Here is a 21,742-nt window from a genome sequence, read left to right as displayed (position 1 = left end):
TTCCGGGTGGGCGATTTCATGGAAATCGCCCACACAACGGGATTCAGCCGACCAACGGGGTGCGGATGCCGCGGTCCGCGGCGACCTGCTCCGCTCGTTCGTAGCCCGCGTCGACGTGCCGGATGACGCCCAAGCCCGGGTCGTTTGTCAATACCCGCGCCAACTTCTCCGCCGCCAGCTCGGTGCCGTCCGCGACCGTGACCTGGCCTGCGTGCAGCGACCGCCCCATGCCGACGCCGCCCCCGTGGTGCAGCGACACCCAGGTCGCGCCGGAGGCCGTGTTGACCAGGGCGTTCAGCAGCGGCCAGTCCGCGACCGCGTCCGAGGTGTCGGCCATCGCCTCGGTCTCCCGGTACGGTGAGGCCACCGACCCGCAGTCCAAGTGGTCCCGGCCCAGCACCAGCGGCGCCGTGAGCTCGCCGGAGGCCACCATCTCGTTGAACCGCAGGCCGGCCGCGGCGCGCTCGCCGTGGCCGAGCCAGCAGATCCGCGCGGGAAGCCCCTGGAACGACACCTTCTGGCCGGCCAACCGAATCCACCGGGCGAGGTGTTCGTCGTCGCCGAACAGGTCGAGGATCGCCTGGTCGGTCCTGGCGATGTCGGCCGGCTCCCCGGACAGCGCCGCCCACCGGAACGGGCCCTTGCCCTCGCAGAACAGTGGCCGGATGTAGGCGGGCACGAAACCGGGGTAGGCGAACGCTCGCTCGTAGCCCCCGAGTTGGGCTTCGCCACGCAGCGAGTTGCCGTAGTCGAACACCTCCGCCCCGGCGTCGAGGAACCCCACCATCCCCTCGACGTGCTTGGCCATCGAATCGCGCGCCCGCTCGGTGAACTCGTCTGGCTTCGTGGCAGCGTAGTCGTCCCAGTCGTCCAGGTCGACGCCCAACGGCAGGTAGGACAGCGGGTCGTGCGCGGAGGTCTGGTCGGTCACGATGTCGGCGGCCACGCCGCGCCGCAGTATCTCGGGCAGCAACTCGGCGGCATTTCCGATCATCGCGACCGAGTACGCGCGTCGCTCCTTCTTGGCCGCGACGGCTTTTTCGATCGCGGCATCCAGACCGTCGGCGACCTCGTCGAGATAGCCGTGCCGGACCCGGCGGTGCGCGCGTTCGGGGTTGCACTCGATGACCAGGGCCACGCCCTCGTTCATCGTGACCGCCAACGGCTGCGCACCGCCCATGCCGCCGAGCCCTGCGGTGATGGTCAGCGTGCCCGCTAGGCTGCCGCTGAAGCGGCGGGCCGCGATCGCCGCGAACGTCTCATAAGTGCCCTGCAGAATCCCCTGCGTGCCAATGTAGATCCACGACCCGGCCGTCATCTGCCCGTACATCATCAGGCCGAGCGCGTCGAGGCGGCGAAACTCCGACCAGTTGGCCCAGTCGCCGACCAGGTTGGAGTTGGCGATCAGCACCCGCGGCGCCCACTCGTGGGTCCGCAGCACCCCGACCGGCTTGCCGGATTGCACCAGCAGTGTCTCGTCCGCGCGCAGCGCGGTCAGTTCCCGGACGATCGCGTCGAAGGACGCCCAGTTGCGCGCCGCCTTGCCGGTGCCGCCGTAGACGACGAGGTCGTCGGGCCGCTCGGCGACCTCCGGGTCGAGGTTGTTCTGCAACATCCGCAGCGGCGCTTCGGTGCTCCAACTGCGCGCCGTCAGCTTCGTCCCGCGCGGGGCACGCACGGGTCGGGCTTCGCTCATGACACCCTCCGGTCCACTGTGGAGTCCGTGAAGCCGGCGACGGCGTCGCGCACCGCGCCGGAACGGATCAGTTCTTCGGCCGCGGCGATCTCCGGCGCGACGTGGCGATCGGCAGCCGGGCCGGGAACGCGGCTGCGCAACAGGTCCCGTACCGTGCCGGTGGCCGGACCCGGTTTCAGCGGCGCACGCAGGTCCAGGGCGCGGGCGGCGGTCAGCAACTCGACGGCGAGCACGGTCACTAGGCCGTCGATGCCGCGACGGAGCTTGCGCGCGGCGGACCAGCCCATCGACACGTGGTCCTCCTGCATCGCGCTCGTCGGGATCGAGTCGACCGATGCCGGGACGGCGAGCCGCTTGAGCTCCGTCACCACCCCGGCCTGCGTGTAGTGGGCGATCATGTGCCCGGAATCCACGCCCGGGTCGTCGGCGAGGAACGCGGGCAGCCCGTGCGAGCGCGCGACGTCGAGCATCCGGTCGGTGCGACGCTCGGCCATGCTGGCGACGTCTGCCAGCGGGATGGCGAGGAAATCCAACGCATAGGCCAGCGGAGCGCCGTGGAAGTTGCCGTTGGACTCGACCCGGCCGTCGTCGAGCACCACCGGGTTGTCGATGGCTGCCGCGAGTTCCCGATCCGCCACGGTCTCGGCGTGGCGGACGGTGTCCCGCGCCGCGCCATTCACCTGCGGCGCGCACCGCAGCGAGTACGCGTCCTGCACGCGCGTGCACTCGGGCCCGCGATGGCTTTCCACGATCGGCGAGTTCGCCAGCAGCGCCGACATCCGCGCTGCCGAAACCGCCTGCCCGGGATGCGGGCGCAGCCGCTGGAGGTCAGCGGCGAACGCCCGGTCGGTTCCCAGGAGCGCCTCCACGCTCATGGCCGCCGTCACGTCGGCCACGTCCAGCAGCGCCGACAGGTCGTGCAGGGCGAGCACCAGCATGCCGAGCATGCCGTCGGTGCCGTTGGTCAGCGCCAGGCCTTCCTTTTCCACGAGCACCAGCGGCTCGATCCCCGCTTCGGCCAGGACTTCGGCCGCCGGGCGGAGTCGTCCCGACGCATCGAAGACGTCACCTTCGCCGGTCAGGGCGAGCGCGACGGCGGCGAGCGGTGCGAGGTCGCCGGAACAGCCCAGCGACCCGAACTCGTGCACTACGGGCACGATGCCGGCGTTGAGCATCGCGGCCAGCGCGTGCGCGGTCTCCGGGCGGACGCCGGTGTGCCCGGTTGCGATCGTGTGCAGCCGCAGCAGCATTTGCGCTCGTACCACCTCCGGTTCCACGGCCGGACCGGCGCCCGCCGCGTGCGAACGCACGAAGGACCGCTGCAGGGCGGTGCGCCGGTCGGCGGGGATGTGCCGCACGGCCAGCGCCCCGAAGCCGGTCGACACCCCGTAGACGGGGCGTTGCTCGGCGGCGAGTGCCGCCACGTGCTTTCGGGTCGCGGCGATGCTCTGCTCGGCGAGCGGGGTCAGTTCCACAAGCGTGCCGCGTCGCGCGACGTCGACGACCTGATCGCGGTAGAGCGGCTCGCGGCCAACATTCAGCATGTTGTCCTGCATAACTCCATACCAGCGCTGCTGCGCGACCGGAAGAAGCCCGGATAGGGTGAGAATGTCTGGGATCCCAGACTAAAACCTTCGAGCCGACCGGGAGAGACCGTGGGCCACAGCAGCGACGTGCCCGCGCTTCGGCGGGGCTTGGCCATCCTGCGGGTGCTCGCGGGCCGCGCCGGGCCGGTGTCGGCCGGGGTCATCGCCCGCGACCTGAACCTGCCCAGGTCGACGACATACCACCTGCTGGCCGAGTTGGTCGGGGCCGGTTTCGTGACCCACCTGCCGGAGGAGCGGCGCTACGGGCTGGGCATGGCGGCCTTCGAGCTCGGCTCGGCCTACCTGCGCCACGACCCGCTGGAACGACTCGCCGGGCCGCTGCTGCGGCGGCTGGTGGACCAGGTGGGCCACACCGCGCACCTGGGTGTCCTGCACGGCGGCGAGTCGCTTTACCTGATCAAGGAGCGCCCGTCCCAGCCCCAGACGCTGGTCACCGACGTCGGAGTCCGGCTGCCGGCACAGCTGACCGCGTCCGGGCGCGCGATGCTCGCGCACTTGCCCGCCGCGCACGTGCGCGCCCTGCTGCCGTCGAGCGAGCGGTTCGTGCGCCGGACCGACCGGGGCCCGCGGAACCTGCCCGAACTACGTCGCTTGCTTGCGGCGGAGCGACGCCGCGGCTGGGCGGTCGAGGACGGCTTCGTGACCGCGGGCTTCGCTTCGGTGGCGGGCGCGGTGTTCGACCACGGTGCCCGCCCCATCGCGGCCATCAGCGTCACCTTCCGGCACTTCTGCGACACCCCGGACGGCACGCCCTGCGACCAGAGCTGGCCGGACCTGGCCGACCAGGTCCACCACACCGCCGCGGAACTCACCACCAGAATCAGCGGCCGCACCGCCTGATAGCAGGCGCGAAATCGCCAACGTGCAACGAAAGGCGCTCCGCTGGGTGCCCTTGCCGCGAGCGGTCAGAGTCCGGCGGAGGCGACGAACTCCTTGGCCACGTCGGCCGGGTTGGCCTTGTCGACCTCCAGGCGGCGGTTGAGCTCGGTGAGCTTGTCCGTGCTGAGGGCGCGGGACACCTTGTTCAGCGCCTCGGCCTGCTGCGGGGTCAGCTTCCCCTTGTGCACCAGCGGAACCACGTTCTGCGCGGGGAACATGTTCTTCGGGTCGTCCAGCTTGACGAGGTTTTTCGCGGCGATTTGCGACGAGGTGGTGAACAGGTTCGCCACCTGGATCTGGTTGTCAACCAACGCGTTCACCGTGATGGTGCCCGCCTCCACGGGGCGGATCTCCTTGAACCGGCAGCCGTAGTCCTGCGCGATCTTGGCTTCCCAGCGGGACTTCCACTCCGCCGGCGCGCCGAGCACGAACTCGCCGCAGCGCGGGCCGAGGTCGCTCATCGACCGCACCCCGGACCCGGCCGTGGCGGCGGTGACGGTCAGCACGTCGGAATCCTCCGCCGGGGACTGCTCCAGCAGCTCCATCTCGGCCGGGACGGCCCGCTTGAGCTGGTCGTAGACCTGCTGGGTCTCGGTCACCGACGACTGTGGGTCCAGGTATTCCAGCAGGTTCCCGGTGTAGTCGGGCACCACCGAGAGCTCCCCGTTGCGCACCGCGTTCACGTAGAACTCCCGGGCGCCGATGCGCGGCCGGGTCTGCACGTCCGCTCCGGTGGTCTTCAACGCCTCGGCGTAGATGTACATCAGCAGCTCGCTCTCGGCGAAGTCGGCCGAGCCGATCACCAGCGCGCCGCCCTGGTTCCGGTTGGCTTCCAACGGATTCTGCGAACCGCAGCCGGTCAGCAACAGCGCCGCCGCAGCCGCGCACGCCAGCAACCTCTTCATCAATCCTTACCTCCCCGTCGGGCGGCCAGCACCAGACCGCGCGGCACCAACAGCCGGGTCGCGCCGGCCAACACCAAGTCGAGCAGCACCGCGAGCACCGCGATGACGATCGCGGCCGAGGCCATCTGCGCGTAGTCGCTAATCTTCAGCCCGTCCAGCAAGATCCGGCCCAGCCCGCCGAGACCGACATAGGCCGCGACCGCCGCGGTGGCAACCACCTGCAGCATCGCGCTACGCACCCCGCCGAACACCAGCGGCAGCGCCGTCGGCAGCTCCACCTGCCACAACCGCTGCGCGGAGGTCATCCCCATGCCTTTGGCCGCGTCGACCGCATCGGCGGGCGCATTGCGGATCCCGGCGTAGGTGCCGGAGAGGATCGCCGGGATGGCCAGGATGACCAGCCCGGCCAGGGCGGGACCTGTACCGAGCCCGAACCACAGCACCAGCAGCGTCACCAAGCCCAAGGTCGGCAGCGCCCGCATCGCGTTGCTGATCCCCACCACGAAGACCGCACCGCGCCCGGTGTGTCCGATGTAGACGCCGAGCGGCACGGCGACCGCCGACGCGACGACGACCGAGAACACGCAGTAATACAGGTGCAGCAGGGTTTGCGCCAGGATCCCGCTCGGCCCGGTCCAGTGCGCCGGGTCGGTCAGCCAAGTGATCAGCTCGCCGATCATGCCCGGCTCACCCCCGCCCGTGCCCAGGGCGTCGACACCCGCCACAACGCCACCAGCAGCAGGTCGACCACCAGGGCCAGCAGCAGGGTCAGCGCGATCCCGATCACGATCTGCTCCGGGTAGTCCCGCTGGAACCCGTCGGTGAACAGCCGCCCCAGGCCGCCGATGCCGACCAGGGCACCCACGCTGACCAGGCTGATGTTGCTGACCGACGCGACCCGGACGGCGGCGGCCAGCACCGGCACCGCAAGCGGCAGCTCCACGGTGAGCCACCGCCGACCCGGCCGGTATCCCATCGCGGTCGCGGCGGCGACGACGTTCGCGGGCACCGAGTCCAGCGCGTCCCGCACCGGGCGCACCAACAGCGCCGCGGTGTAGAGCGTCAGGGCGATGATCACGTTGATCGACGACAGCAGCGGCGTGCCCAGCAGACCGGGGATGAGCACGAACAGCGCCAGCGACGGGATCGTATAGAGGATGTTCGCCCCGCCTTGCAGCACGCCGCGCGACCAGCGGACCTGTTGGGCGAGCCGCCCCAGCGGCAGCGCCACCAGGACGCCGAGCAGCAGCGGCAGCAGCGCAAGGTAGATGTGCTCGCCGAGCTGGCTGAGCACCAATTCCCGGTTGCTTGGGCTGTCGAAGAAATCGATCATGGCAGCCCTTGGCCGACCTTGCGCCGGTGCCGCTGGATGACATCTAGCACGTGCTCGGCGCTGATCACGCCGACGTACCGGCCATCGGCGTCGACGACGACACCGCGCTCGGACGGCGCGGACAACGCGGCATCGAGCGCACCGCGCAGCGGGGCGTGTTCGGTGTAGAGCGAACCACCGGCCGCGAGTTGGTCCTCGGTGAGCGCGCCGTCCACCGCGGCCTCGGGCGGGAGCCAGCCGCGCGGTCGCCCGTCGCCGTCCAGCGCCAGCCGCCAATGCAGTTCCGTCGCCACCTGCGTGCCCAGTTCGACCGTGTCCACCGGTTCCGGCCGCACCCGGTCGGATTCCACAAAGGACAGACGTCGGTAGCCGCGGTCCCGGCCAACGAAGGCGGTCACGAAGTCGTCGGCCGGTTCCGCGAGCAGGTCGTCGGGCGCGGCGTACTGGGCGAGATGACCGCCCTGGCGTAGCACCGCGACCTTCTCGCCCAGCTTGATGGCCTCGTCGATGTCGTGGGTGACGAACAGGACCGTCTTGTCCAGCTCGTCCTGCAGCCGCAGCAGCTCGTCCTGCAAGCCCTCGCGGACCACCGGATCCACCGCGCTGAACGGCTCGTCCATCAACAGCACCGGCGGGTCGGCGGCCAGCGCCCGGGCCACACCGACGCGTTGCTGCTGGCCCCCGGAGAGCTGCGCCGGGTAGCGCTTGCCCAGTTCTCGCGGCAGCCCCACCAGCTCCAGCAACTCACCGGCGCGCCGCCGCGCTTCCTGCCGACTACGGCCGTGGAGCAGCGGCACTGTCGCCACGTTGTCGAGCACGTTGCGATGCGGGAACAGCCCGGCCTGCTGGATCACGTAGCCGATGCCGCGGCGCAGGTGCGCCGGGTCGCGCTCGCGCACGTCCGTGCCGCCGACCAGCACCGTTCCCGACGACGGCTCGATCATCCGGTTCACCATCCGCATCAGGGTGGTCTTGCCACACCCCGACGGCCCGACAAGCACGGTGATGGTGCCGGTCTCCACCGACAGACTCAGCTCGTGGACGGCGACGGTGCCGTTGTCGTACTGCTTGCGCACGGCCTGGAACTCGATCACCCGAGCCCCCTCATAGATCGTCGCGATCGCCCAAACCCGGCCGACCATAGCTCGACCGGCCGAATCTTGCGATCGACCGAGACCGTTGCGTGATCTTCCCAACTGTCCCAGCGGTGCTATCCCAGCAGCTGGGAGCCCGGCGCGGCGGCGGCGCCGCGAGGCACGCCGTAAGCTGAGGAACCCGATGAACACTGCTCAGCATCCCGCGACTCCCGAGCCGATCGACGCCGTGCAGGCGATGCTCGCCGACGCCGGAGTCCTCGCCCGGCACCTGCGCGAAGCCCTCGCACAGCTCGCCGAAGGCGCGTTGTCGCTCGACGACCTGATCCGGCGGACGGCCATCTCGCGGCGCACGGTAGAAGACCTGCTCGCCGCCGCCGGTCCCGACGTCGAGGCCACCCACGAAACGTACCGGCTGACGCCGCAGGCCCGCGACCGCTACCGGCAGCGCTTCGCGCTGGACGAACTGCGCGCCGCCGAGCCGTCCGGGCCCGAACGACTGGAGCTGATGCGCGGTTTCATCGACAGCGGACCGGCGCCTTCGGCGGCGCTCGACCATGTGACGGCGACGCCGGATACCGTGCTGCGCCGTGCCGAATGGCTGCGCGACAACTACGACCTGCGCGGCGCGCAGGTGCTCTGCCTGGGTGATCACGACCTGACTTCGTTGGCGTTGAGCATGGTCGCGCCGTCGGCATCGGTGACCGTGGTGGACGTCGACGAGCGGATCTTGCAGCACATCGACGCGGTCGCGGCCGAGCACGGTTTCGCCATCCGCACGATGCACGCGGACCTGCGGTTCGGGGTGCCGCCGGCGCTGGAGAGCAGCGCGGACCTGGTGTTCACCGATCCGCCTTACACCCCGGAAGGCATTGGGCTGTTCGCCACGCGAGCCGCCGAATGCCTGGCCGGCCCGAACAGCCGGCTGCTGATCGCCTACGGCTACAGCCCGCGGACCCCGGCCCTGGGGCACAAGGTGCAGCAGGAGTTGCTGCGGCTGGGCATGGTGTTCGAGGCGATCCTGCCCCGGTTCCACCGGTACTTCGGCGCGCAAGCCATTGGCAGCGCCAGCGACTTGTACGTATGCCAGCCGACCGCGCACACCCGCAAACTGGCGCTGCGCCAAGCGCCGGGCATCTACACCCACGGCCCGCAGTCGGTGGAGGCGTTGGAAGCTTCCGCGCCCGCGGCATTCCTGGAAGCGGTCGGCGGCCGGGTCGGGGGCCCGGTCCCGTCGCTGCGGGAGCCCGGCTGGTCCCGGCCGATCCGGTCGAAGCAGGGCGCACCGGTGTTCGACCTGCGGGCCGATCCGGGACCGTGGCTGCTGCGGATGCTGCTGGCCTGCAGCGCCGAACGCGCCGGATTCCTGGTCGACAACAACCACCCGGACATCACCAGCGAGCGCGCGCAGCACGCCCTGGCCGAAGTGGTCTCGGCGAAGTACCGGCTGCGTTTCCACCGCAGCAGTCCGGACTCCAAGCACGCGATCGTGGTGGCGGATCTGATGGCAACCCCATCGGTCGCGGGCTACCTGCTGCACCGGGCGCACGGCAAGGTGGGCAACATCTGGCGGGAGGCCCTGATCACGCATGCCGAGGCGGACCTGACCAAGCGCGAGGCCAAGGAACGCGTCAGCGCCCTCGCGCCCAACGCCGCCGACCTAGAGCTGCGCCTGATCGACCTGCCCCGCCACCGGATCGCCGAAGTGCTCCGCTCCGCAACCCGGTAGCCCCCCGTTCCCGCGCGGGGCCGTGAGTCGGCTGGGCGGACTTGGCCATCCTCGAAGATTTACGGAATCCTTACGCACCCGGGATGGCCAGCGGGCCGCGACCCACGAGATCCCGGAAGGCATGGGCCGGAATCGCACCGGAGAACAGCCAGCCCTGGTATGCCTCCACCCCGACACCGCTGAGCACGTGGAACTGCGTCGCCGTCTCCACGCCTTCGGCCACGCACTGCCGACCCATCGCGCGTGCCATGTCCACAACCGCCCGAGCCACGGCGAAATCCGACGCGTCACCGCCGACCCCGGCAACGAACCGGCGATCCACCTTGATGATCTGCGCGGGCAGGTCCTTGAGCCGGGCCAGCGACGAGTAGCCGGTGCCGAAGTCGTCGACGGCGAACCGCACCCCGCGCCCGACCAGCTCGCCCATCTCGTGCCGGGTCCGCGACGGCAGATCCACCAGCGCGGTCTCCACCAGCTCCAGGATCACCCGGTCCCAGGCGATGCCGGTCTCGGCGACGATGTCGGCGACGGCGTCGACGAACTCCGGGCCGCCGGGCACCAGCCCCGCCAGGTTCACCGCGACGCCGACCGGGCGGCCATTGCGAGCGGGCCACGTCGCCGCCTCCCGTAAAGCAGTCCGCAGCACCCACCGATCCAGCTCGCGCAACAGGTCGCCCTGCTCCGCGACTGGCAGGAAGGCGTCCGGCGCGAGCATCCCGCGATCCGGGTGCGGCCAGCGCACCAGCGCTTCGGCGGTGACCACCACGCCGTCCGAATTCACCACCGGCTGGTAGTGCAGTGCCAGGCCGTCGTTGTTCAACGCCTCCCGCAGCTGACCTTCCAAATGCAGCTGCCGGTCCGCCGAGGCCATCAGCGCGGGACTGGCCAGCGAAACCTTGCCGGTGCCGCGCCGCTTCGCCTCGAACATCGCCGCATCGGCGAACCGAAGCAGATCCTCACCGCCGGCGCCGGTTCCGTTGGGCACCGCGGCCCCGATCGACGCGGACACCCGGATCAGCTGGCCGTGCACCGGAACCGCGGTGCGCAGCAGCCCGGAAACCCTGGTAGCCAGGGAGTCAACCCCGCCGACCACCTCGATGTCCTGGCAGATGATCAGGAACTCGTCGCCGGACAACCGGGCGGCCGTGCAACCGTCCGGCAAGCCGCCTTCCAACCGCCGCGCCAGCGCCACCAGCAGTTCGTCTCCGGCGTCGTGACCCAGCGAATCGTTTACTCGCTTGAAGTTGTCGATGTCGCAGAACAACACCGCGACGCGGTGCGAGTCCGCGCGTCCGAGCAGATTGCTCAGCAGATCCTTCACCGCCGCCCGGTTCGGCAGCCCGGTCAGGTCGTCGTGCGTCGCCTGATAGCGCAGCGCCTCGGCCGCGCGCCGCCGCTCGGTGATGTCCTGGAACACCACCAGCCAGAACTGCGTGCCGTCGTCCTGCACCGACGAAGAGGTGTGCAGCTCGCAGTACACCGGCTCGCCGTCGGAACGCACCAGCACCCGCTGCGGCACCCGACGCCGGATCCCGCACCGCTCGCCGGGCGCGGGCAGGCCGGTCGCCTGCTCGTCGGGGTGGGTGATGTCCGGCACCGTCATTCCGCGCAGCTGCTCCAGCCGGTAGCCGAGCAGGTCGCACAGCGCGTCGTTGGCGTCGACCAGCCGCTCGGCCCCGTCGAACACGCCAATCCCGACCGGGGTGATGCTGACCAGGTCGGTAAACCGCTGACTGGAACGTTCCATGCGGGTCACCACGGCACGCTGCTCGGTGACGTCCTGAGCGGTGCCGACCAGGACTGTCTGTCCGTCCGCGTCCCGGATCGCGGTGCCGTGCAGGCGCAGGATCCGCATCGCACCATCGAGCCGCACGTAGCGGTGCTCGACCTCGACCGGCTCGTTTCGGTCGATCAGCGGCCGCCACGCCTGCCGGACCCACTCCTGGTCGTCCGGATGCACCCGTTCCAGGTAGCTGCCGAAGGTGGTGTGCGCGGTGGTCGGCTTGCCGATGATTTCGTGCAGCATCGTCGACAACCGCATGACGTTGGTCCGCGGATCCCACTCCCAGGTGCCGAGCCGGGCGATCCGCTGCGCGTCCTGCAGCTTGCGCCGCTCGTCGCGGAGCTGGCGCTCCAGGGCACGGTGCTCGGTCACGTCCTGGACGGTGCCCTGCACCCGTTCGATCCGGCCGGAGCGGTTGTACTCGGCACGCCCGGTGCACAGGTAGACCCGTCTGCCCGGCAGATCGCGGAGCTCGACCTCCAGCAGCTCGTCCTCGCGAGCTCTGAGCACATCGCGATAGAACTGCTCGGCTCGTTGCCGGTCCTCGGGGTGGGTCAACGCGATCATCGCGCCGACGTTGGTGGCGTCGTCGGTGGTCGAGCTGCCGAGGAACTCCGAGAGCACCGGGCTTTGATACATCTCGCCGGTTTCGGGGTAGTACACCCAGCTGCCGACCTTGGCGATCCGCTGCGCCTCGATCAACCAGCGCCGTTCCTTGCTGTCGCCGACGTTGTTCTGCTCCGGCACGGCCTCGGTCAGGTCCGACACATCGAGCAGCACGGTAACGCGCAACCGCTCGTCGTCGGCGTGCGGCCAGCTCAGCGGGCGGACCGGGATCCGGCCGCCGCGCGCCCGCAGCAGCGACACCGCCCCGTCGCGCACCACCAGGTCCGCGAGCCGGCAGCCGATCAGGGCGGCGGGGGTGGTTTCGCCGGCCAGCTTCACGGCCTGCTCGGTCGCGCGCACCACGACCCCGTCCTCGGTGCTCAACAGGGCTGGCGCGAGGGGCAGCGGGATCAGCGCGAATTCATCGGCGCGGGCGCTGGCAAGGCCGAGACCGCCGGAGGTCGCCCGGTTCCTCTCGCTCCGCTCGGTCAACAGCACCCCTCCTGCGTAGCAGCCATCTGGCTGCCGACTCCGGACGCCCGGCAGGCCACTGGCGAGTGACCTGGAACACAGCGAACCGTGCGGCAGACCTTACCGGTCGACGCACCGGCGGTAACGCAATGGTGCCGGGCCCCGGACCGGTTCCCTGGAGAGGTGACAGCCGTCGCCCGACATGATGACGCCGACCGACGGAATTCGGCTGCCGCCGCCCACACGACGGGGCCGGGGAAGCCGCTGCTGACTCCCCCGGCCCCGCGCCCGCAAGTCCGAACGTACCGCCGTCCGGCCCCGCAGCGACAGCCTCAACGGCTTACACGTTGGCGACACCGTCGACTCGGGCCGCCCGCGCGACGGCCTCACTGACCTCGATCGCCACCCGCGGGTCCAATGGGCTGGGCACGATGTAGTCCGCGCTGAGGTCGTCGGCGGCGACCGCCGCGATCGCCTCGGCCGCCGCGACCTTCATCCCGTCGGTGATCTTGCGCGCCCCGGCGGCCAGCGCGCCCTTGAAGATGCCGGGGAACGCCAGCACGTTGTTGATCTGGTTGGGGAAGTCACTACGCCCGGTGGCCACCACGGCCGCGTGCCGCCGAGCGACCTCCGGGTGGATCTCCGGATCCGGGTTGGACAGCGCGAACACGATGGCGTCCTCGGCCATCGTCGCCACCAGCTCCTCGGCGAGCTGCCCGACCGACACCCCGATCACCACGTCGGCACCGCGCAGCGCCTCGGCCGCCCCGCCGGTCACGCCGTTCGGGTTGGTGAATCCGGCCAGTTCCCGCTTGATCGACGTCAGGCCGCCGTCCCGCCCGGAGTGGATCACCCCGCGTGAGTCGAGCACGATGATCTCCCCGACACCGGCGGTGTGCAGAATCTTCGCGCACGCCACCCCGGCCGCGCCGGCGCCGGAGATCACCACTCGCAGCGAGGCGAACGCCCGGCCCACGACCTTGGCGGCGTTGCGCAGCGCGGCCAGCACGACCACGGCGGTACCGTGCTGGTCGTCGTGCATCACCGGACAGTCCAGCGCCTCGATCACCCGGCGCTCCAGCTCAAAGCAGCGCGGCGCGGAAATGTCCTCCAGATTGACCGCACCGAACGACGGGCGCAGCCGGACCAGGGTCTCCACGATCTCATCGACATCGACCGTGTCCAGCACCAGCGGAATCGAGTCAAGCCCGGCGAAGGTCTTGAACAACGCCGACTTGCCCTCCATCACCGGCAACGACGCCCGCGGCCCGATGTCGCCCAGGCCGAGGACCGCGGTGCCGTCGCTGACCACGGCCACCAGCCGTTGAGTCCACGTGTAGCGGTCGGCCAGTGCCGGATCACCGGCGATCGCCCGGCTGACCTGCGCCACGCCGGGGGTGTAAGCGATCGACAGATCCCGCGCGGAATCCAGCGGCGCGGTCACCTGGACACCGAGCTTGCCGCCCTCGTGCGCCGCGAAGATCTCCTCGTTGGTCAAATCCGCACCGACTCCGCTTGCGGTGCTGCCGTTCACGGTGGTCACGGCGTCCCTCCTGTAGCCATGCCTGCGGCCCGGGCACATTCCAGGCCGGGTGAATCGGCGGCATTCGCCGCCGGTGAGACGCCGTCCGCCCGGGCGTACCGGGCGGGCGAACGTCTTGAAAATGACCGAGACCGGCCGTCCTGGTCGGACAGCGGCTCGGCGACGCTGCGGTTCGCATAGTGTGCCAGGCCGCGAGATCAATGTCAGCGACCAGGATCACACATCTCACCAGCGCGTTCAACAAAATGTCAAGAACATTCCGCAGTACGCGCGTTCTTTTTGGATCAAGCCCTCAGCAGTACGCACGTCCGATTTCGGTGGCCATTTTCGTAATACGTATGTCCGGTTTTGAAAATGGCGATTCATTGCACAACTCGATAGCAACTCCGCCCCGGCGGAGCGCATTCCAGCCCGCCTCCTAGGCTTTCGGCTGTGCAGGCACGCCGACTCGAGATCACGGGCGCATACGAGTTCACCCCGAAGTCCTTCCCAGACCGCCGGGGGCTGTTCGTGGCGCCGTTCCAGGAAGCGGCGTTCGTCGACGCCACCGGACACCCGCTGCGCGTCGCGCAGACCAACCACAGCGTCTCGGCCCGCAACGTCGTCCGGGGCGTCCACTTCTCGGACGTGCCACCGGGGCAAGCCAAGTACGTGTACTGCCCGCAGGGCGCGCTGCTGGACGTGGTTGTCGACATCCGGGTCGGCTCGCCGACCTTCGGCCGCTGGGAGGCGGCCCGGTTGGACTCCACCGAGTACCGCGCCTTCTATCTGGCCGAAGGACTCGGACACGCGTTCGTCGCGCTCACCGACGACACCGTGATGAACTACCTCTGCTCCACGCCTTACAACCCCGCGGCCGAGCATGGCATCGACCCGCTCGACCCGGACCTGGGGTTGCCCTGGTCCGACCTCGACGGCGAACCGATCCTGTCCGAAAAGGACCGAACCGCCCCCGGCCTGGCGCAAGCCGCCGAACAGGGCATGCTTCCGGATTACGAAACCTGCCTTGCGCATTATGAAAGCTTGCGAGACCGGGGCTGAGCGGTCACCGCACGCGACCCGGCTTCGGCCACAGGCGCCAGCGGATGATGCCCAGGACCACTGCCGGACCGAGCTCCCGTGAGTCGGTCGAGCCGAAGTGGTTGTCGCCTTCGACGTGCCAGCCTTCGCCCTCGCGGCGCAGCGCGCGTTTCACCGACAACTGCCCGGGACGCTGGGCCCAGCGGACCAGCACGACGTCTCCCGGCCTGGCCAGAGCCCGCAGCCGCAGCAGCACCACGTCGCGATCCCGCAGGGTGGGAGCCATGGACGGCCCGCGCACCAGCAACCGCCGCCAGGGCCACCGCCCGAGGGATTTCACAGTCACCTCCGGTAGGACGTCGAGGATCTTCAAGAGTAGGGTCGGGCGTGTCGGAGCACTCACTGTTGTCAGGGAGGAATCATGCGACTCTTGTCGCGAATCCTCAGCCCCCGCCTCGAGGCGACCGCGCACTGCGACCTTCCGTGTGGCGTGTACGACCCGGCGCAGGCACGGATCGAGGCTGAGTCCATCAAGGCGATCCAGGAGAAGTACCAGGCCAATGAGGATCCGGAGTTCCGCACCCGCGCGATCATGATCGCCGAGCAGCGCTCCGAGTTGGTCAAGCACCACCTGTGGGTGCTGTGGACCGACTACTTCAAGCCGCCGCACTTCGAGAAGTACCCGCAGCTGCACGAGCTGATCAACAAGGCCACCAAGGCCGCCGGCGCGTCGGGCACGAAGGGCTCCATGGAGACCAAGTCCGGCCAGCAGCTGCTGGACTACATCGCCGAGATCGACAAGATCTTCTGGGAAACCAAACAGGGCTGAGCACTATCGCTTTAAAAGGACGCTGACCAGCGGAAACACCGTCCGCCGGTCAGCGTCCTTTTCTCGTCCCCTGCCGATACAGAACAGCCCAGGGACGGACAGGTTCGGCAACGTGCGCACTGTCAGGTGTAGAACGGCTCAGGGCGGTTTTCCAGGGCGTGCTGAAGGCGAAGCCGAATCGATGGGTGGATGTTGAGCCCCGCCAGAAGTTCTGGCTCGACCCAATGGACTTCCTTGGATTCGCTGCTGGTTCGCAGCTCGCCACCTATTGGCCTGGCTCGGAAGCAGATGGAGAACTCTTGGCGGACCTCGCCGTCGTCATAGGCGATGACGTGCCGGGGATTGGAGTACAAACCGATCACTCCGGTGACCTCGATTTCGATTCCGGTTTCCTCATCTACCTCCCGGACCGCTGCCTGTGCCAGGGTTTCGCCGAGTTCGAGCTGACCTCCCGGGACTGCGTAATAATCGTTGTCCGTCCGACGGATCATCAGGATGCGCCCCTGATCGTCTTGCGCGAACGCACTGACGGCGATGGCGACGCTGTTCGCGGCGGGCGCGTTCGGGTCGTCAAGGTAATCGATGCGAGCCACGGCTTATCCCCAGAGGTCAGCAGGCTTGGACTGGCCCCAGACCGCCTCGAAGCTCTCAGAGTAGATCTCGAAGAGCCCCCCAGCCGAGAGCTGACGTAGGTGCAAGGCCGGGGCGTATGCGCCCTGGAAGCCGTATATGTGCGTGTTGACGATCATCTCGTCGTCGAACCGGAAAATTGAGTTGTACAGCGTAGCCGTGTGCAGCCGCAGCTCGATCCCGGTGACGCCTCGGGTCGGTCGGTAGAACGCGAGGGCGTTGCGGATACGACTGCCCAGTGTTCCCTCCCCCAGCTGCTCTTCTTCGCTACGCAGTTCTACTTCGTCGCTGTCCGGGTCGCCGAACAGCAGGCGGACGTTCGTGCCGTTCTCAGCTTTCTTGATCAGGTGCTTGATAAAGGTGGGGCGCTCAATGAGGAAAAGGCCAGCGTGGACGAGGATCTCGATGGTCGCCGATGCGTCCCTGATCAGCCGGTTCCACAGGTCGACCGGGACGGAGTTCCGGTGCGGGTACATCTGCACCAGCTCGGACTCGGCAACGGCCGTCTTGCGCTCGGTCGGCACCGCATCCGGCCAGAGGTAGCTTTCGCTCTCGCGCACCATCGCCGCAACTGCGTACCGGTACTTCGGGTACGGGTTACGCCCCTTGGTGATCCAGCGCTCGACGGTCTTGCGGTCAACGCCCACGGTTTCGGCGACTTGGTCAGGAGTAAGTCCCATACGCAGCAGGGAATCTCGGAGACGTTCGTTGGGCATCGCGCCCCTTTCGACGAAACGAGGGATCAGCAGGGACGCCTTGACCGTAGCAAGGACGTCCCGAGAGGTCCCGCGTTGCGGTGATCATGTCCCCGGATTTCGCCGAAGGTCGTGGTTACCAGCTGAGAAAGACTCGGCGTGAACCACCAGGAGGCAGACGGATGCCCGATGACATCTCCTCACGCTTCACCTCCCATGTCGGGTATACGGCGTAGTAGGCGAGCGGTGCGCGAAATGGTCGATGTCCCGGTCACGGCCGACCTCCCAATTCGAGTGCGGGCTCTGTCGGTCGCTGACCTAGTCGAGATCAGATTCGGCAAGGCATTTCCGGTCTCTCTGCCCGCCGACAGGGCCGCGCTGTGCACGCTCGGCAGCATGCCGGGGATCAGGACGGACGAGTTGACAGCTGACGAGCGGTCGGAAAGGGCGTGAGAATAGTGCCGATCTTTGTCACGGTGCAGCCTGACAACGGCACCCGTGCGGAGTGCTTGATCTACACGACTGGGACGCCGATGCTCGCGATTCACGATCCGTCCGCGAGCGTGATGATCACGATCGGGCAAGATCCCGAATCCGCTGCACGGGCGGCGGTGTTCGCGACGCAGTTGGTCCGCGCGGGTAGGCAGTTCGAGCACGAAGCACGGCGGTGCGCCGGATTCACCGGCATCACCGCTGCTGGATCGCTGATCACAGCTCCATCGCAGGCTGAGGCCCCGGTGAGCCAGTGGCGTTGTGAGGGGCGTCTTGACTGATCCGTTCAAGCGGTCGTTGCCTTCTGGTGTCCCGAGTGGCGTCACGGTTCCGATCAGGTCGCCGACGCGGCTGCTGATCGTGGACGGCACCCGGATCGAGACGCGCGTGTGGCCGCAGTTCAACACCGTGGACCTGCTCATCGACTGCCGGACACCGACCGTCTACACGATGGGATGGCGAAACACGTTTCGGCTCAACGAATCCATCGCTACTGCTGTCGCCGAACTCGGCGTCTTGGAAGGCGGGCATTGAGGTGATTGTGAAGTTCTTGCGGCGCTGGCGACAGAACCGCGAATGGCAACGAATGCGCCGTCGGCGAGTGCGCGTCCACCTGTAGAAGAGCGGTCAGCCCGCCCCGAATCAAGGGGCTGACCTCTGGTTGGCGGGGCGGTATTCCCCCGGCCTGCCCCGCCAACCAGCCACGCACGTCCGGTTCAGACCGCGCACTGGCGATTTCGCTGAACTCGCTCGACCCGACATGGTGGTCGTCCCGGGTATCTCCCAGTTGGCACACGAGTTTGAACGAGCTACCGCCGTTTCACAACGGATCGCAGGCGCAGGCGGACCCCGCACTGGTGGCCGTCGTGTGTGAAGCGGTAGCCCCTGCGCAGCGCGGTTACGCTCGACCGGTGACACCGGATGAGCACCGCGTTTACGTGCTCCGGCACGGCACGACCGAATGGTCCCGGACCGGTCGGCACACCAGTCGTTCCGACATCCCGCTGACTGTCGAGGGCGAGCTGCGGGCGCGGCAGGCCGGGGAGGCACTATCCGCGCTGCGCCCGGCCGGGCCGGTCGTGGTGCTGGCGAGCCCCCGGCAGCGCGCGCAGCGCACGGCGACATTGGCGGGGCTGGCCGATGTCGTCACCGAACCGCTGCTCGCCGAGTGGGATTACGGCGACTACGAAGGCCTGACCACGCCGCAGATCCGCGAGAAGGTGCCGGGTTGGACGGTGTGGACGCACCCCTGCCCCGGCGGCGAAACCGCGGCGGACGTCACCGTGCGCGCCGACAAGCTCCTGACCCGCATCCGGAACACCGATTCCGACGTGGTCCTGGTGGGGCACGGGCACTTCAGCCGCTGCCTGATCGCGCGCTGGCTGGGATTGCCGGCCACCTCGGGGGTGCACTTCGCTCTCGATCCGGCGGGGATCACGGTGCTTGGCCGCGAGCGGGGTGCGCCGCAGGTGCAGCGTTCCAACATCCCGCCGTGGCAGCACGGCTGACCCGGTTGCACCGCTGCGTCGGGGGTTGCTCGTCGCCGAATATTCTGGGCGATGCAACTCTTGTGGAGGTGTTGATGATCCGCCGGGCGACCCAAGCCGACATACCCGCCATGGTCGAGCTGGTGTACGAGCTGGCGCTTTACGAGAAGGCGCCGGAGCAGTGCCACCTGACCGAGCAGCAGCTGCGCGAAGCGCTCTTCAGTCCGGCACCGGCGCTATTCGGCCACGTGGCCGAAGTGGACGGTGCGGTCGTGGGTTTATCGTTGTGGTTCCTGAACTTCTCAACTTGGGAAGGCGTGCACGGCATCTACCTTGAGGACCTGTACGTCCGTCCCGGGCACCGCGGCCGCGGGCTCGGCAAGGAGCTGTTACAGACCCTGGCCAGGGCGTGCGTGGAACGCGGTTACGCGCGGCTGGAATGGTCGGTGCTGAACTGGAACGAGCCCGCGATCAACTTCTACAAGGCGGTCGGCGCGATACCGATGGACGAGTGGACCGCATACCGTCTCACCGGCGACGCGCTGCGCACCTTCAGCACCTGACGCGCAGGTTCACTCCTCGCGGTCGGCATCCGGGGCGGTGCTCGAGTGGAACCCCCAGGCACGCCCCTCGCGGTTGAACAGGAACCACAGCACGGCGATCGCGGGCACTGCGATCATCAATGCGATCACGGGCTGCCCAGACGGTCCGAACGCGTACCACGCGGTACCCAGCAGCAACAGTTGCAACAGCAGGGCCGGGGTGCGTGCCCAGTGCTTGCCCTTCCACAGCCCGATGCCCGTGGCCAGCACCCCGGACGCCAGCAGCGTGTAGTACCCGGCCTCGCCGAACATCTGGCCGCGCTCGAACTGCCCGACTCCGCCGAGGTCAGGGGCAGTGCTGCGGATCAGCAGCGCCGCGACGAACACCAGCCCGGCCACCGCCTGCAGAGTGGTCAGGACACCCGCGATGCGGATGGTGCGCGGGACGACTTCGGTCGGCACGGTCACTATGGCCTTTCCGGGAATCAACTCGGTGACGCTGCGTATGCGCCCTCGATGGTAATACCGCCCGAACGCCGCATGGCTGCGACCACGGTCGCGCGCAATGATCGAATCATGGCTGGAGCGGCGGTCGCGGATGACGGGGTGTCCTTGCGATTCGCCGTGCGCCCGGCACGTACCGGTGGACGACGATCGGATGCGCTCCGGGGTTGCGCATCCGGTTTCCACCGGATCCTGGTGGTAGTCAACGGCACGGCGCACCCGTTACCGGTGTCTCAGCCTGCCGACCCCACCGTGGTCGGGCACGTCGGCCGGTCGGTGTGCGGCCTGCTGCGGAAGGGGGCCTGCCGGGAGAGCTGACCCGCGGCGCGACGCCGCCGAACGCCGGACGGTGCATAGGCTCGCAATGGCCTCGCCTAGGCTGCGGGTGTGCGCGCCGTACTCGTCGTCAACCCTCAGGCGACGTCCACTACTGCGGCCGGCCGGGACGTGATCGCCCACGCGCTGGCCAGCGAGCTGAAGCTGGACGTCGTCGAAACGCAGTACTGGGGCCACGCCTCCGCCACCGCCCGAGCGGCGGTCGAGGACGGCGTTGACCTGGTGATCGCGCATGGCGGCGACGGCACGGTGAACGAGGTGGTCAACGGCATGTTCTCGGCCGCCGAACTCGGCGATCGGACGATGCCGACGCTGGGCGTGGTACCCGGCGGCTCGGCGAACGTGTTCGCCCGAGCTCTCGGCTTGCCCAGGGATCCCGTCGAGGCCACGCACCGGCTGATGCGGGCCGTGGCCGACGGCAGTGGCCGATGGGTCGGGCTCGGCAAGGCCGACGACCGGTGGTTCACCTTCAACGCCGGCGTTGGTTGGGACGCCGACGTCGTGGCCGAGGTTGAGCGGCAACGCTCCCACGGCCGGAACGTCACCCCTGCCCTGTACGCGCGCACCGCGTTGAGCTGCTACTTCCGCATGGCACGCCGGGAACCGTTGATCAGTTTGCGAATCGGTCACGAGGAACCGATCGAGCGACTACACAGTGTGTTTGTTTCGAACACCGACCCATGGACGTATCTGGGCTCGCGACCGGTCCGCATGAGCCCCGAGACCAGCTTCGATACCGGCCTTGGCGTCTTTGCGTTGCACAAGATGAGCGTTTACCCTGTGTTACAACATGTAGCCGAGATGCTACGCGGTAGAGGGAAACCACACCTGAGAAACTCAATTCAGCGTGCGGACGTGGGGTATCTGCGCGTAACCTGTACGGAGCCGTTGCGCCTGCAGGTCGACGGTGACTGCCTGGGCGAGCGCTCGGAGATCGAGTTCTTCTCCGTTCCGGACGCTGTCCGCGTCGCTGTATAACCTTCTAGTAACGGATGAACGTAGTTGTCGGCTCGCGACCCCCATCTGCGACCGATGGCATACCGAAACCCCTGGTCAGGTCCTTTCGATCTTTCAGGTGAGTTCCCTCACCACGCGAGATCGAAGTCTTGACATCGCGGCAGTTCGTGAAAGCATTCACAAGCACACGGACTCCGTGAAAGCATTCACAAACACCCCGAACGATAACGAGCGGCGCGCGTGGGCGCGCCTAGCGAGGAGTAAGGAACGATGGACTGGCGCCACCGTGCGGTTTGCCGTGACGAGGACCCGGAACTGTTCTTCCCCGTTGGGAACAGCGGTCCTGCGGTGCTGCAGATCGCCGAGGCGAAGGCCGTTTGCCGCCGTTGTCCCGTCGCCTCCGAGTGCCTGGCCTGGGCACTGGAGAGCGGGCAGGACGCCGGCGTATGGGGCGGTATGAGCGAAGACGAGCGGCGCGCGCTCAAGCGGCGCAACGCTCGCACCCGGGCCCGCACGAACGCCTGAGTAGCGAAGCTCGCCGAGAACGTGCCGGGTCGGTCGCACCCCCGGTGACCGACCGCACGTTTTCACCCCGTTCGAACGA

The 21,742-nt window shown here is 68.6% G+C and carries 24 protein-coding genes; 12 read left to right on the top strand and 12 right to left on the bottom strand.

The features are described from left to right. Positions 1 to 43 precede the first annotated feature (43 nt). Together hutU and hutH are read right to left on the bottom strand one after the other, a co-directional pair. The gene (gene hutU, locus BJ970_RS13580; RefSeq protein ID WP_184726593.1) at positions 44 to 1,696 is read right to left on the bottom strand and encodes a urocanate hydratase; all 1,653 of its coding nucleotides are present in this window, start codon (positions 1,694 to 1,696) and stop codon (positions 44 to 46) included. Next, positions 1,693 to 3,240, bottom strand: coding sequence for a histidine ammonia-lyase (hutH, locus tag BJ970_RS13575; protein WP_376775032.1), 1,548 nt, complete (start codon positions 3,238 to 3,240; stop codon positions 1,693 to 1,695). Before hutH ends, hutU begins: the two co-directional genes overlap by 4 nt. Positions 3,241 to 3,351: 111 nt before the next feature. Between hutH and BJ970_RS13570 the strand changes: the two genes are divergently transcribed. After that, a complete protein-coding gene (locus tag BJ970_RS13570; protein ID WP_184726591.1) occupies positions 3,352 to 4,143 on the top strand; it encodes an IclR family transcriptional regulator in 792 nt (263 codons plus the stop codon). A 65-nt stretch (positions 4,144 to 4,208) separates the two neighbouring features. Here BJ970_RS13570 and BJ970_RS13565 read toward each other — a convergent pair whose 3' ends face one another. Genes BJ970_RS13565 through BJ970_RS13550 form a run of 4 tightly spaced genes read right to left on the bottom strand, consistent with a single transcriptional unit; the run spans position 4,209 to position 7,562 of the window. Beyond that, entirely contained in the window at positions 4,209 to 5,087 is an 879-nt protein-coding gene (locus BJ970_RS13565) for an ABC transporter substrate-binding protein (protein ID WP_184726590.1), read from the bottom strand. Next, on the bottom strand, positions 5,087 to 5,767 hold the full coding sequence (locus BJ970_RS13560) for an ABC transporter permease (RefSeq protein ID WP_184729082.1): 681 nt from the start codon (positions 5,765 to 5,767) through the stop codon (positions 5,087 to 5,089). Before BJ970_RS13560 ends, BJ970_RS13565 begins: the two co-directional genes overlap by 1 nt. Beyond that, complete coding sequence (locus tag BJ970_RS13555) at positions 5,764 to 6,420, bottom strand: ABC transporter permease (protein WP_184726589.1); 657 nt, start codon at positions 6,418 to 6,420, stop codon at positions 5,764 to 5,766. Before BJ970_RS13555 ends, BJ970_RS13560 begins: the two co-directional genes overlap by 4 nt. Beyond that, positions 6,417 to 7,562, bottom strand: coding sequence for an ABC transporter ATP-binding protein (locus BJ970_RS13550; protein WP_221467139.1), 1,146 nt, complete (start codon positions 7,560 to 7,562; stop codon positions 6,417 to 6,419). The genes BJ970_RS13555 and BJ970_RS13550 overlap by 4 nt, the downstream gene beginning before the upstream one ends. A gap of 136 nt (positions 7,563 to 7,698) precedes the next feature. On the opposite strand from BJ970_RS13550, the gene BJ970_RS13545 reads away from it, so the two are divergent. Then, positions 7,699 to 9,243 carry a bis-aminopropyl spermidine synthase family protein gene (locus tag BJ970_RS13545; RefSeq protein WP_184726588.1) on the top strand — a complete coding sequence of 515 codons (1,545 nt, stop codon included), beginning with the start codon at positions 7,699 to 7,701 and terminating at the stop codon, positions 9,241 to 9,243. Positions 9,244 to 9,313: 70 nt separating this feature from the next. On the opposite strand, the gene BJ970_RS13540 is transcribed toward BJ970_RS13545, so the two are convergent. Both BJ970_RS13540 and BJ970_RS13535 read right to left on the bottom strand, forming a co-directional pair. After that, positions 9,314 to 12,130, bottom strand: coding sequence for a sensor domain-containing protein (locus tag BJ970_RS13540; protein WP_184726587.1), 2,817 nt, complete (start codon positions 12,128 to 12,130; stop codon positions 9,314 to 9,316). Between the two features lie 313 nt (positions 12,131 to 12,443). After that, a complete protein-coding gene (locus tag BJ970_RS13535) occupies positions 12,444 to 13,646 on the bottom strand; it encodes an NAD(P)-dependent malic enzyme (protein WP_184726586.1) in 1,203 nt (400 codons plus the stop codon). Between the two features lie 432 nt (positions 13,647 to 14,078). Between BJ970_RS13535 and BJ970_RS13530 the strand changes: the two genes are divergently transcribed. After that, the gene (locus tag BJ970_RS13530; RefSeq protein WP_184726585.1) at positions 14,079 to 14,687 is read left to right on the top strand and encodes a dTDP-4-dehydrorhamnose 3,5-epimerase family protein; all 609 of its coding nucleotides are present in this window, start codon (positions 14,079 to 14,081) and stop codon (positions 14,685 to 14,687) included. A gap of 4 nt (positions 14,688 to 14,691) precedes the next feature. Here the strand turns inward: BJ970_RS13530 and BJ970_RS13525 are convergent, their stop codons facing one another. After that, on the bottom strand, positions 14,692 to 15,012 hold the full coding sequence (locus tag BJ970_RS13525; RefSeq protein ID WP_312864237.1) for a S24/S26 family peptidase: 321 nt from the start codon (positions 15,010 to 15,012) through the stop codon (positions 14,692 to 14,694). A 75-nt stretch (positions 15,013 to 15,087) separates the two neighbouring features. Here BJ970_RS13525 and sodN point away from each other — a divergent pair, with 75 nt between their 5' ends. After that, positions 15,088 to 15,495, top strand: coding sequence for a superoxide dismutase, Ni (gene sodN, locus BJ970_RS13520; RefSeq protein WP_184726584.1), 408 nt, complete (start codon positions 15,088 to 15,090; stop codon positions 15,493 to 15,495). Positions 15,496 to 15,617: 122 nt separating this feature from the next. Here sodN and BJ970_RS13515 read toward each other — a convergent pair whose 3' ends face one another. Next, positions 15,618 to 16,088: an NUDIX hydrolase gene (locus BJ970_RS13515; protein WP_184726583.1), complete on the bottom strand. Its 471-nt coding sequence runs from the start codon at positions 16,086 to 16,088 to the stop codon at positions 15,618 to 15,620. A 3-nt stretch (positions 16,089 to 16,091) separates the two neighbouring features. Further along, positions 16,092 to 16,841 carry a DUF5919 domain-containing protein gene (locus BJ970_RS13510; protein ID WP_184726582.1) on the bottom strand — a complete coding sequence of 250 codons (750 nt, stop codon included), beginning with the start codon at positions 16,839 to 16,841 and terminating at the stop codon, positions 16,092 to 16,094. 234 nt (positions 16,842 to 17,075) lie between these two features. On the opposite strand from BJ970_RS13510, the gene BJ970_RS13505 reads away from it, so the two are divergent. The 5 genes from BJ970_RS13505 to BJ970_RS13485 all read left to right on the top strand — a co-directional run bounded on the left by BJ970_RS13505 (position 17,076) and on the right by BJ970_RS13485 (position 19,362). Beyond that, the gene (locus BJ970_RS13505) at positions 17,076 to 17,273 is read left to right on the top strand and encodes a hypothetical protein (protein WP_184726581.1); all 198 of its coding nucleotides are present in this window, start codon (positions 17,076 to 17,078) and stop codon (positions 17,271 to 17,273) included. Positions 17,274 to 17,296: 23 nt separating this feature from the next. Further along, positions 17,297 to 17,593, top strand: coding sequence for a hypothetical protein (locus BJ970_RS13500; RefSeq protein ID WP_184726580.1), 297 nt, complete (start codon positions 17,297 to 17,299; stop codon positions 17,591 to 17,593). Beyond that, positions 17,586 to 17,846: a hypothetical protein gene (locus BJ970_RS13495; RefSeq protein ID WP_184726579.1), complete on the top strand. Its 261-nt coding sequence runs from the start codon at positions 17,586 to 17,588 to the stop codon at positions 17,844 to 17,846. The genes BJ970_RS13500 and BJ970_RS13495 overlap by 8 nt, the downstream gene beginning before the upstream one ends. Before the next feature lie 377 nt (positions 17,847 to 18,223). Next, complete coding sequence (locus BJ970_RS13490) at positions 18,224 to 18,820, top strand: histidine phosphatase family protein (RefSeq protein ID WP_184726578.1); 597 nt, start codon at positions 18,224 to 18,226, stop codon at positions 18,818 to 18,820. A gap of 74 nt (positions 18,821 to 18,894) precedes the next feature. After that, a complete protein-coding gene (locus tag BJ970_RS13485; RefSeq protein WP_184729079.1) occupies positions 18,895 to 19,362 on the top strand; it encodes a GNAT family N-acetyltransferase in 468 nt (155 codons plus the stop codon). 9 nt (positions 19,363 to 19,371) lie between these two features. Here the strand turns inward: BJ970_RS13485 and BJ970_RS13480 are convergent, their stop codons facing one another. Continuing rightward, complete coding sequence (locus BJ970_RS13480; RefSeq protein WP_184726577.1) at positions 19,372 to 19,809, bottom strand: hypothetical protein; 438 nt, start codon at positions 19,807 to 19,809, stop codon at positions 19,372 to 19,374. Positions 19,810 to 19,917: 108 nt separating this feature from the next. On the opposite strand from BJ970_RS13480, the gene BJ970_RS13475 reads away from it, so the two are divergent. The 3 genes from BJ970_RS13475 (at position 19,918) to BJ970_RS13465 (ending at position 21,663) form a co-directional block, all read left to right on the top strand. Beyond that, a complete protein-coding gene (locus BJ970_RS13475) occupies positions 19,918 to 20,163 on the top strand; it encodes a hypothetical protein (protein ID WP_184726576.1) in 246 nt (81 codons plus the stop codon). A gap of 69 nt (positions 20,164 to 20,232) precedes the next feature. Beyond that, positions 20,233 to 21,159 carry a diacylglycerol/lipid kinase family protein gene (locus BJ970_RS13470; RefSeq protein ID WP_184726575.1) on the top strand — a complete coding sequence of 309 codons (927 nt, stop codon included), beginning with the start codon at positions 20,233 to 20,235 and terminating at the stop codon, positions 21,157 to 21,159. A gap of 249 nt (positions 21,160 to 21,408) precedes the next feature. Further along, on the top strand, positions 21,409 to 21,663 hold the full coding sequence (locus BJ970_RS13465; RefSeq protein WP_010304783.1) for a WhiB family transcriptional regulator: 255 nt from the start codon (positions 21,409 to 21,411) through the stop codon (positions 21,661 to 21,663). Positions 21,664 to 21,742 lie beyond the last annotated feature (79 nt).

Source organism: Saccharopolyspora phatthalungensis (genome assembly GCF_014203395.1).
In the GTDB taxonomy this organism is placed as follows: domain Bacteria; phylum Actinomycetota; class Actinomycetes; order Mycobacteriales; family Pseudonocardiaceae; genus Saccharopolyspora; species Saccharopolyspora phatthalungensis.
This window is presented reverse-complemented; position numbering and strand designations above follow the sequence as displayed.

What these genes read in the sequence shown, in the direction of transcription:
- hutU (WP_184726593.1), bottom strand. Translation starts at nt 1,696, where the DNA reads ATGAGCGAAGCCCGACCCGTGCGTGCCCCGCGCGGGACGAAGCTGACG.
- hutH (WP_376775032.1), bottom strand. Translation starts at nt 3,240, where the DNA reads ATGCTGAATGTTGGCCGCGAGCCGCTCTACCGCGATCAGGTCGTCGAC.
- BJ970_RS13565 (WP_184726590.1), bottom strand. Translation starts at nt 5,087, where the DNA reads ATGAAGAGGTTGCTGGCGTGCGCGGCTGCGGCGGCGCTGTTGCTGACC.
- BJ970_RS13560 (WP_184729082.1), bottom strand. Translation starts at nt 5,767, where the DNA reads ATGATCGGCGAGCTGATCACTTGGCTGACCGACCCGGCGCACTGGACC.
- BJ970_RS13555 (WP_184726589.1), bottom strand. Translation starts at nt 6,420, where the DNA reads ATGATCGATTTCTTCGACAGCCCAAGCAACCGGGAATTGGTGCTCAGC.
- BJ970_RS13550 (WP_221467139.1), bottom strand. Translation starts at nt 7,562, where the DNA reads ATGGTCGGCCGGGTTTGGGCGATCGCGACGATCTATGAGGGGGCTCGG.
- BJ970_RS13545 (WP_184726588.1), top strand. Translation starts at nt 7,699, where the DNA reads ATGAACACTGCTCAGCATCCCGCGACTCCCGAGCCGATCGACGCCGTG.
- sodN (WP_184726584.1), top strand. Translation starts at nt 15,088, where the DNA reads ATGCGACTCTTGTCGCGAATCCTCAGCCCCCGCCTCGAGGCGACCGCG.
- BJ970_RS13510 (WP_184726582.1), bottom strand. Translation starts at nt 16,841, where the DNA reads ATGCCCAACGAACGTCTCCGAGATTCCCTGCTGCGTATGGGACTTACT.
- BJ970_RS13505 (WP_184726581.1), top strand. Translation starts at nt 17,076, where the DNA reads ATGGTCGATGTCCCGGTCACGGCCGACCTCCCAATTCGAGTGCGGGCT.
- BJ970_RS13485 (WP_184729079.1), top strand. Translation starts at nt 18,895, where the DNA reads ATGATCCGCCGGGCGACCCAAGCCGACATACCCGCCATGGTCGAGCTG.
- BJ970_RS13475 (WP_184726576.1), top strand. Translation starts at nt 19,918, where the DNA reads ATGGCTGGAGCGGCGGTCGCGGATGACGGGGTGTCCTTGCGATTCGCC.
- BJ970_RS13465 (WP_010304783.1), top strand. Translation starts at nt 21,409, where the DNA reads ATGGACTGGCGCCACCGTGCGGTTTGCCGTGACGAGGACCCGGAACTG.